The organism is Longimicrobiaceae bacterium, assembly GCA_035936415.1.
Taxonomy (GTDB): domain Bacteria; phylum Gemmatimonadota; class Gemmatimonadetes; order Longimicrobiales; family Longimicrobiaceae; genus JAFAYN01.
In genome coordinates, this window is sequence record DASYWD010000549.1 from 1 (window position 1) to 9,372 (window position 9,372).

The 9,372-nt window shown below is 73.7% G+C and carries 8 protein-coding genes; 5 read left to right on the forward strand and 3 right to left on the reverse strand.

Annotated elements, in window-relative coordinates; all coding sequences use genetic code 11:
* The 3 genes from VGR37_22090 to pckA form a co-directional block, all read left to right on the forward strand.
* A partial coding sequence (locus tag VGR37_22090) for a GGDEF domain-containing protein (protein HEV2150104.1) occupies window positions 1-572 on the forward strand: 572 nt, incomplete at its 5' end.
* A 371-nt stretch (window positions 573-943) separates the two neighbouring features.
* Complete coding sequence (locus tag VGR37_22095; protein HEV2150105.1) at window positions 944-2,533, forward strand: methyl-accepting chemotaxis protein; 1,590 nt, start codon at window positions 944-946, stop codon at window positions 2,531-2,533.
* A 281-nt stretch (window positions 2,534-2,814) separates the two neighbouring features.
* Window positions 2,815-4,443: a phosphoenolpyruvate carboxykinase (ATP) gene (pckA, locus tag VGR37_22100; protein HEV2150106.1), complete on the forward strand. Its 1,629-nt coding sequence runs from the start codon at window positions 2,815-2,817 to the stop codon at window positions 4,441-4,443.
* Between the two features lie 117 nt (window positions 4,444-4,560).
* Here the strand turns inward: pckA and VGR37_22105 are convergent, their stop codons facing one another.
* The gene (locus VGR37_22105; protein ID HEV2150107.1) at window positions 4,561-5,028 is read right to left on the reverse strand and encodes a hypothetical protein; all 468 of its coding nucleotides are present in this window, start codon (window positions 5,026-5,028) and stop codon (window positions 4,561-4,563) included.
* Window positions 5,025-5,636 carry a nucleotidyltransferase domain-containing protein gene (locus tag VGR37_22110; protein HEV2150108.1) on the reverse strand — a complete coding sequence of 204 codons (612 nt, stop codon included), beginning with the start codon at window positions 5,634-5,636 and terminating at the stop codon, window positions 5,025-5,027. Before VGR37_22110 ends, VGR37_22105 begins: the two co-directional genes overlap by 4 nt.
* A 198-nt stretch (window positions 5,637-5,834) precedes the next feature.
* On the opposite strand from VGR37_22110, the gene VGR37_22115 reads away from it, so the two are divergent.
* Together VGR37_22115 and VGR37_22120 are read left to right on the forward strand one after the other, a co-directional pair.
* Window positions 5,835-7,181 carry an HD domain-containing protein gene (locus tag VGR37_22115; GenBank protein HEV2150109.1) on the forward strand — a complete coding sequence of 449 codons (1,347 nt, stop codon included), beginning with the start codon at window positions 5,835-5,837 and terminating at the stop codon, window positions 7,179-7,181.
* Window positions 7,178-8,338 carry a response regulator gene (locus VGR37_22120; GenBank protein HEV2150110.1) on the forward strand — a complete coding sequence of 387 codons (1,161 nt, stop codon included), beginning with the start codon at window positions 7,178-7,180 and terminating at the stop codon, window positions 8,336-8,338. Before VGR37_22115 ends, VGR37_22120 begins: the two co-directional genes overlap by 4 nt.
* Window positions 8,339-8,577: 239 nt before the next feature.
* Here VGR37_22120 and VGR37_22125 read toward each other — a convergent pair.
* On the reverse strand, window positions 8,578-9,372 hold a 795-nt coding region (locus VGR37_22125), incomplete at its 5' end, for a protein phosphatase 2C domain-containing protein (protein ID HEV2150111.1).

Here is a 9,372-nt window from a genome sequence, read left to right on the forward strand (position 1 = left end):
GCGCGCTGGCGGAGGCGCTCCGGCGCGACCGCGAGCGCGCCATCCGCCTGGCCCTCACCGACGACCTCACGGGGCTCCCCAACCGGCGGGGCGGCCGGTGGTTCCTGGACAAGGAGTTCGCCGCCGCGGAGCGCGGCCGCCCGGTGGCCGTGGTCCTCTTCGACCTCGACCAGTTCAAGCGCTACAACGACCGCCACGGCCACCCCGCAGGCGACGCCGCGCTCCGGGCCGTCGCCCGGGTGCTGGAGCGCTCCACCCGCCGGATGGACCTGGCCGCGCGGCACGGCGGCGAGGAGTTCCTCTGCGTCCTGTCGTCCGCCTCCGTGGAGGACGCGCTGATGCTCGTGGGGAGGGTGCGCGAGGCGCTGCGTCGCGCCGACGTTCCGTGCGAGCCGGTGACCGTCAGCGCGGGCGTCGCCGCCTGCGCCCCCGGCATGGCGTCCCCGGACGACCTGCTCGCCGCCGCCGACAGGGCGCTGTACCAGGCCAAGCGCTCCGGCGGCGACTGCGTGCGCGTGGCCACGGCGGACTCGGTGGCCGAGCCCGCGGCGGCGCCCCTGCGCCACCTCTGAAGCGCGGCGCCGCACCACCGCGGTCGCCCTCCATGCGCTCGTTAAAAGACACGTCTATTGACGGAGACAGGCGGACGGGGTAGGTTAGGGCACCGATTTCAGATCCGGCGTCCCGCCGCCGAGGCTTCTCCTCGACGGCCGCCCCGCGCGGCGGCTCCGCCGGGCGTCTTTCCCGTGCCCGTTCCGGCACTCGTGCCGCACTCCCCTCCGCACGCGATCCACCTCCGATGACTCCGACCGCCGCTCCACGCGCACCCGTTCTGCCCCGGCACGTACACGGCCGCCGCCCCGAGCAGCGCCCCCCGACGCCGGTCCCCCCCGCCCCGGCCGAGGCCCCCGCCCCGCCGGGCGATGCCGCCGAGGAGGTGCGCGTGCTCGAGGCCTACCAGGCGCAGAGCATCGCCACCCGCTGGGCGCTGATCCCGCTCTCGCTGCTGGTGGCCGCGGCCGGCGGCTGGACGGGCGCGCTGGACGCGTCGCTCTCCATCGCCTTCGCGCTCGGCGGGGCGATCGCCGTCGCCAACCTGGCGGCGATGGCCATGCTGCGCTCCGGCCGGTTCGCGGCCTGGCAGTACTACGCGCTGGTGGCCGTGGACGCGCTGGTGATCTCCGCCTTCGGCGCGGCGCTCGGGCCGCAGGGGTACGTCGTCCTCCCGCTCCTGGCCTTCGCCGTGGGAGACTGCGCGCTGCAGGCGCCGCGCGCCGGGCGGCTGATGCTGGTGGCGACCGCGGTCCTCTACCCCGCCGGGCGCGCCGTCGGGTACCTGGCCGCGGGCGTGCCGGTGCCGTACCTGCTGGTGGGGCTGGAGTGGCTTTTCCTGGTGGGGATCGGGGCCATCAGCGACGCCCAGAACTCGGACCTGCTGGCCCGCCTCCGGCAGGTGCGCGCGATGCTGGTGCGCATGTCGGGCGGGGACTTCGCCGGGCGGCTCCCGGACGAGGGACAGACCAACGTGGGGCTGGTGTTCCGCAGCGCCAACCGCGTGTCGGCCTCGGTGGACCTCCTGCTGCGCGAGCTGCAGGAGCAGTCGCGCTCCCTGGCGGCCCTGGCGGAGGAGCTGGCCGCCACCGCCGAGCACGTGCAGCGCTCCGCCACCGAGGTGGGGGACGCCTCCGAGAACAACGCCGTGCACGCCGAGCGGCAGATGGAGCTGATCACGCGCGGGGCGGACGCGGTGGAGCGCCTCGCCGCCAGCAACGAAGGGCTGCGGGAGGAAGCGGCGTCCTCGGCCGAGGGCGCGCGGCGCACCACCCGGGAGACCGACGGCCACGCCGGCCGCATCGCCCAGGCCGGGGCGCTGCTGCTGGAGGTGGGCGACGGGGTGCGGCGCTCCGCCGACTCGCTCGTGACCCTGGATTCCTCCGGGGAGCGGATCGGCGGCTTCGTGGACGCCATCCAGCAGATCGCCCGCCAGACCAACCTGCTGGCGCTGAACGCGGCCATCGAAGCGGCGCGCGCCGGGGAGCACGGCCGCGGCTTCGCCGTGGTGGCCGACGAGGTCCGCAAGCTCGCGGGCGAGTCCGGGGTCTCCGCCGCCGACGTGGCGGTGGTGGTGGAGGACACGCGCCGGGCCATCGGGGAGGTCCGCGGGCAGCTCGGCGCGGTCCGCCGACAGCTGGAGGGGGTCGGGACCGCGTCGGAGGGGAGCCGCGCCGCCCTGGATGCGCTCCTGGAGGCGCTCCACGGGGCGGGGAGCGCCATCGAGCGGATGCACGGCGAGGTGGAGGCGCAGGCGAGCGTGATGGACGAGCTGCTGCACGCCATGCAGGAGGTCCGCGAGATCGCGGGCGCCAGCCGCGAGCGCGCGGAGCACACGGCGGCGGCCGCCCAGGAGCAGACCGCCGCCACCGAGCAGCTCTCGGCCACCAGCCAGGAGCTGGCCCGGATGGCCTCCGCGATGATCACGCTCGCCGGGCGCTTCCACCTGCACGACGAAGAGGAGCAGGCCGCGGCCGCATAGCCCCGCCCCTCCGGCCGTTCCCTTCTGCGCCCCCGGACCCGTACAGGGTCCGGGGGCGCCCTGGCTCCCGGCACCTCCGTGCAGGGTGCCGCGGCAGGCGGCGAGATCCCGCATGGACTTGCGGGAAACGTCCGGTGAGCGCCGGCGCACCCTCCCACTGAGCCGCGCTCACTTGCGCCCGCCCCGGCCGGGTGCTACATATGCACGTTTCCGCGCCGCGCGATCCGGATGCCGGCGCGGGTGTTTCGTGCCGATCCAGGAACACAGAGAACCAGACCTATATGCCGACGACCCTCTCCTCCGAGACACGCGCCCCGGTGTTCGGGCGCGAAAGCAGCCACGGGCTCGACAAGCACGGGATCCGCAACCCCGGCACCGTGTTCTGGAACCTCGCCCCCGCCGAGCTGGTGGAGCACGCAGTCCGCCGCGCCGAGGGGGTCCTGGTGGAGGGCGGCCCGTTCAACGCGGTGACCTCGCCGCACACCGGCCGCTCGCCCAACGACCGCTTCGTGGTGCGCGAGCCCTCCTCCGAGGAGCACGTCTGGTGGGGGAAGGTGAACGTCCCCATCTCCCCCGAGCACTACGCCGCCCTGCGCGAGGACGTCCTCACGCACCTGGAGGGGCAGGACCTGTACGTGCGCGACATGTGGGCGGGGGCCGATCCGGAGTACCGCCTCGCCGTACGGGTGATCACCCCGAACGCCTGGCACAACCTGTTCGCGTACAACATGTTCCGCCGCCCGGAAGAGGCGGAGCTCGACGCCTTCGCCCCCGGCTTCACCATCCTGCACGCCCCGGAGTACGAGGCGGACCCGGAGAAGCACGGCACCCGCACGGGCGCCTTCATCCTGATCAACTTCGGGGCGAAGGAGGTGCTCATCGGCGGCACGCGCTACGCCGGCGAGATCAAGAAGTCCGTGTTCGGCGTCCTCAACTACCTTCTCCCGCGCCAGGGCGTGCTCTCCATGCACTGCTCCGCCAACGTGGGTCCGGAGGGCGACACCGCGCTCTTCTTCGGGCTCTCCGGCACCGGGAAGACCACGCTCTCCGCCGACCCCGACCGCGGGCTGATCGGCGACGACGAGCACGGGTGGAGCGACGACGGGATCTTCAACTTCGAGGGCGGCTGCTACGCCAAGGCGGTCAAGCTCTCTCCCGAGGGCGAGCCCGAGATCTACGCGACCACGCGGATGTTCGGGACGGTGCTGGAGAACCTGACCGTCGACGAGAAGCGGCAGGTGGACTTCGACGACACCAGCATCACCGAGAACACCCGCATCTCGTACCCGCTGCACTACATCGCCAACCACGTCCCCGGGGCGCGCGGCGGCCACCCGAAGAACATCGTCTTCCTCACCGCCGACGCCTACGGCGTGCTCCCGCCGATCTCCCGGCTGACGCCCGAGCAGGCGATGTTCTACTTCCTCTCCGGCTACACCGCCAAGGTGGCGGGGACGGAGCGCGGGGTGAAGGAGCCGCAGCCCACCTTCTCGGCCTGCTTCGGCGCGGCGTTCCTGTCGCTGCACCCCGGCGTGTACGCGGACATGCTCGGCAGGAAGATCGAGGAGCACGGCTCCCGCGTCTGGCTGGTGAACACCGGGTGGACGGGCGGCCCGTACGGCGTGGGCTCGCGGATGAAGCTGGGCTACACCCGCGCCATGGTGCGCGCCGCGCTGGCCGGCGACCTGGACGGCGCGGAGACCACGGAGGCGCCCTTCTTCGGGCTGCAGGTGCCCACGAGCGTCCCCGGCGTCCCGAGCGAGGTGCTCCTCCCCCGCGGCACCTGGGAGGACGGCGACGCGTACGACGCCAAGGCGCGCCAGCTCGCAGAGGCCTTCTGCAAGAACTTCGAGCAGTTCGCGGACCGCGTCCCCGAGGCCGTCCGCAACGCGGGTCCCAAGGCCGGCTGACGCGCGACGCGGAGCCGTCTGCGACGAGGCGCCCCCGGTCCACGCGGCCGGGGGCGCCTCGCTCGTTTCGGGGATAGGCGAACTCCGGGGCTCTGCGTGCGAGCCGACCGGACCGAATCAGGGGGTGACGAGCCGTGCTCCCGGCCGCTGCCCTGCGAGCCAGCGGGACCCCGCGTCGAGCAGCCCCGCAGAGACTTCCCGCAGCCGGCGCAGGGAGCCCTCCTCCACCTCGCCCGCCCAGTCGTACAGGGCGTCGTGCCGGCCCAGCCGGAGGCCCTGCATCTCGTCCGCGAGCGCCGACACGTCCGCGATCCCCAACGCGGAGACCGCGTAGAAGGTGGTGTAGTGGTGACCGCCCACGGCGCCGCGGATCCGGTACCCGGAGGCGCGGAGCACGGCCGTGCAGGCGTGGAAGGCGGACTGGTACGCGTGGGTGAAGGCACCATGCTCGCTCAGCCCCCGTGCTCCCGAGTCCCGCAGCTCGCGTACGGCGTTCCTCCAGAGACCCTCGATCTCCGCGTCGGAAGCTTCCATCTCCTCCAGGCTCCGGGCCTCGATGAGCCTGGCGATCCTCGGATTGCTCATGCGGCGGCCGGCAGGGCACCGGAGCGGTCGGGCACCACCCACCGTTTGGGCCCGCCCAGCACCCGGCCGACGAGGGGATGCCCGCTCTCCAGTCGCTGCCGGAGCTTGTCGCGGCTGTACCACAGGACCTCCACGGGACGCCCGAGCAGGATGGAGGCCTCCGCTGCCTCCCGTCCCAGATCCTGCCGGACAGCTTCGTCCGCGACGACGAACAGGTCCACGTCACTGTCGGGCCGGGTGTCGCCGCGCGCGAACGAGCCGAACACGAACGCCGCCTCCACCCCGTCCACCAGCGCCAGGGCCCCGGAGAGGACTTCGGCAGGGTCGGCGAACTGGCGCACCATCTCCCGCATGGCACGCCACCCCGGGTGCTCCTGGACGGCCCGGAACAGGACGTTCCTGCCCTCACGCCAGCGCTCGATCAACCCCTGCGCCTCCAGACGCCTGAGCTCGTTCTCCAGGGACCTCCGCCCCAGGCGCGTGCGGCGCCCGAGCGCCCGCAGGTGAATGGGGGCGTCGGGATGCAGCGCGAAGTGGATCACCAGTCGGGCCAGCGCCGGGGAAGCCAGAACTGAGGCCAGACCGGGAGCGTTCCGTACGTCGTCCATGATGTCGTCTCCCCCTGTTGTCCTAGAAAGTAGGACGAACATCCCCGGGTGGCAAGCGGCCGCTCCGGTCCACGCGGCCGGGGGCGCCTCGTCCATTTCAGCGGCTGGCCGGCCGGCGGAGGTCTCCGCGGAATCAGGCGCCGCCCCCTGTCCACTCCTTGACACCTCTGCGCACCCCGCCTAGACTGACCCGCTCCCATGCGACAATCCGCTGCACACCCGCCCCAGGAGTTCGAGGTCGTCCGCGACCCGCTCTGGAACACCATCCGGCTCGACCGCGTCGCCGTGCGCGTGATCGACACCCCGGGGTTCCAGCGGCTGCGCCACATCCGGCAGCTGGGGCTGGCGTACCTGGTGTACCCGGGGGCGACGCACACCCGCTTCGACCACGCCCTGGGCGTCTACCACCTCGCTCGGCGGACGCTCTCCCTCCTGGCCGAGCGCGGGGAGCTGGACCGGGTGGACCCTGCGGAGTGCCGCGTGGTGCCGTACGCCGCGCTCCTCCACGACATCGGGCACTACCCCTTCTCGCACGCGGTGGAAGAGCTGGACGAGCGGCGGGTCCCCGGGAGGCACGAGGAGCACACCGGGCACTTCCTGGCCGCGGCGGAGATCCGCGACGCGCTCGCCGAGGTCGCGCCGGGCGCCCCGGCGCGCATCGAGGCGCTGATCCGCGGGGTGTCCGGCTCGCCGCTGCAGGGGCTGGTCTCCGGGAGCCTGGACCTGGACAAGATCGAGTACCTGCGGCGCGACGCCATGTTCTGCGGCGTGCCGTACGGCGAGGTGGACGTGGACCGGCTGATCAACGCCCTGGTGCTGCTCCGCGACCCGGAGAGCGGCCGGCTGGAGGTGGGGATCCACGAGAAGGGGTCCTCCGCGCTGGAGTCGCTCCTCTTCGCCAAGTACCAGATGTTCCGCAACGTGTACTGGCACCACGCCGTCCGCGCCGCCACCGTGCTGTACAAGCGGCTGGTGCAGGACGCTGTGGACGCGGGGGTGATCCGCCCGGCGGAGCTGGTGGGGAAGTCCGACGAGCAGTTCCTCGCGCTTCTGGAGACCCGCGCCGCCGACCGCGTCGACCCCGGCGCCCGGCGCGTCGCGGAGCGGTGGATCCCCTCCCTGCGGGGGCGGCGGCTTCCCAAGCGCGCGCTGGAGATCCCCGGCGACACCATGCGGGAGCTCCCGGTGGACGGCTGGATCGCGCACGACACCGACCTCCGCCGCATGCTGGAGGACCACCTGGCCGCGGAGCTGGGGCTGGGGACAGGAGAAGTGTTCGTGGACTACCCGGAGAAGCCGCGGATGATGGGGCTCGACCTGCTGGTGCTGCGGCGCGGCGGCGCCGTGGAGCGGATGACCGAGGGGGGGACCGCGGGGCTGATCGATCTCCCCCGTGTGTCCGACGAGCTGTACCACACCGCGCGCGTCTTCCGCGTGTTCGCCACCGAGCGGAGGGAGGTCTCCCCGGAGGCGGTCCTCCCCCTCCTCGCCCTCCCGCCCGCCGAGCTGCGCGCCCGCCTGTCCGAAACCGCACCGATCCCGTGAGCGAAGCCTTCCCCGACGCCGGCGACTCGCCGGGGCAGCCCCCCGCCCGCGTCCTCCTCGCCGAGGACGACTCCGCCTCCGCGTCCATGCTGCGGGTGATGCTGCAGCGCGCCGGCTACGAGGTCGCGCTGGCGGCGGACGGGTCCGCCGCGCTCCGCATGCTCGAAGAGGACGGGCTCCCGGACGTGCTCCTCCTGGACTGGATGCTCCCGGGGATGTCCGGCCTGGAGGTGTGCCACCGGGTGCGGCAGCGGTGGGACGCGTACCTCCTCCCCATCCTCATGGTCACCGCCAGGGCCGACGGCGAGAGCGTCTACGCCGCCTTCGACGCCGGGGCCAACGACTACGTCACCAAGCCCTTCCGGGGCGCGGAGCTGCGGGCGCGCATCGCCGCGCAGATCCGCACCCGCCGCCTCGCCGAGGAGCGGCGGCGCATCGAGGAGCACCTGCGCGAGAGCGACAAGCTCTCCTCGCTGGGGCTCCTGGCGAGCGGCGTCGCGCACGACCTCAACAACCCGCTCGCCAGCATCAGCGGCTACGCGCAGCTCCTCCTGCGCGACGAGGACGAGCCCGGGCGCGCCGACGACCTGCGCCGCATCCTCCGCGAGGTGGAGCGCTGCCGCGGGATCGTGAAGAGCCTTCTGGGCTTCGCCCGCCGCAGCGCCCCGGAGCGCCGTCCCGTGGACCTGGCCGAGGCGCTCCGCGAGATCCTCGAGCTGCGCGAGCGCGAGCTCCGCACGGCCGGGGTCCGCCACTCCCTGAGCGTCCCCGGCGCCGTGCCGCCCCTGCTTGGCGACGCCAACCAGCTCCAGCAGGTCTTCCTGAACATCATCCTGAACGCGGAGCACGCGCTCCGGCAGGGCGGCGGCACGCTCCGCATCACCGTTCAGGCGGCCTCGGGGAACGGCAGCGGCGTGGACGCATCCGGCTTCCTGTCCGTGGAGTTCTTTAACGACGCCCCGCCGATCCCGCCGGAAGTGCTCCCCCGCATCTTCGACCCCTTCTTCACGACCAAGTCCCGCGACGAGGGCACCGGCCTGGGGCTCGCCGTCTCGCGCCGGATCGTCCGCGACCACGGCGGCGACATCACCGTCCGGAGCGGCCCCGAGGGCACCGTGTTCGAGGTTCAGCTCCCGGTCGGCGGGACGGAGTCGTAGGCACGGGCCGCTCCGGAGCCAAGCCAAACAGCCGGCTTGTCTCCTGCACGGGCTCCGGGAGCCAGGCCAAACGACCGGCCTGTCTCCCCTCGCCGGAGTGAGCCAGCCGAAACGACCCGGCTGTCTCCCTCCGTACAGCATCATACGGGTACTGCGAAACGGCAACTGCAGAACGGCGCCCCCCGGGATCTCCCGGCGGGGCGCCGTTTCGCACTTCGCACTCCCCGGCTCCGCCGGGGCTACCCCTCCCCGATCTCCACCAGCACCGCCGTGATGTTGTCGTCGCCACCGGCGGCGTTGGCGGCGCGGATCAGCTCGGCGACACGGTGCGGGAGGGGGGCGCCTGAGGCGAGGATCTCCGCCAGGAGGGCGTCCTCCACCTTCCCGGTGAGGCCGTCCGTGCAGAGGAGCAGGAGGTCGCCCGGGGCGACCGCGTCGGCCATGAGGTCCGGGTCGTCCGCGGAGTCGGCGCCCAGCGCGCGGGTGATGACGTGCGAGAGGGGGTGCGTGCGGGCGGCCAGGGGGGTCAGGCGGCCGCCGTCCACCTCCCCCTGCACCCAGGTGTGGTCGCGGGTGAGCTGCTCCAGCTCGCCGCCCCGGAGGCGGTAGAGGCGCGAGTCGCCGACGTGGCCCACGCGCAGGGCGCCGTCCGCGTGCACCACGCAGGTGGTGAGCGTCGTCCCCAGGCCGCGCGCGGCGGGGCGCCGCTCCGCGTAGGCCAGGATGGCGGAGTGCGCCGCGCGGATCGAGGCGTCCAGCATCCGCTCCAGCTCCTCCCCCGTCACGCCCGCGTCCAGCTCCCGCGCCAGCGCGGACCCCACCACCTCGCGCGCGATGGCGCTCGCCACCTCCCCCGCCGCGTGCCCGCCCATCCCGTCCGCGACGAGGAAGATCCCCCGCTCCGCGTCCACGAGGAAGGCGTCCTCGTTCCCCCGGCGGACCCGGCCGACGTCCGTGGCCCCGGCCGCCTCCCAGCGGACGGTCACGGCGCCGCGGTGTCGGCCGCGGCGGCCGGGACCGTGTCCGCCCCCGGT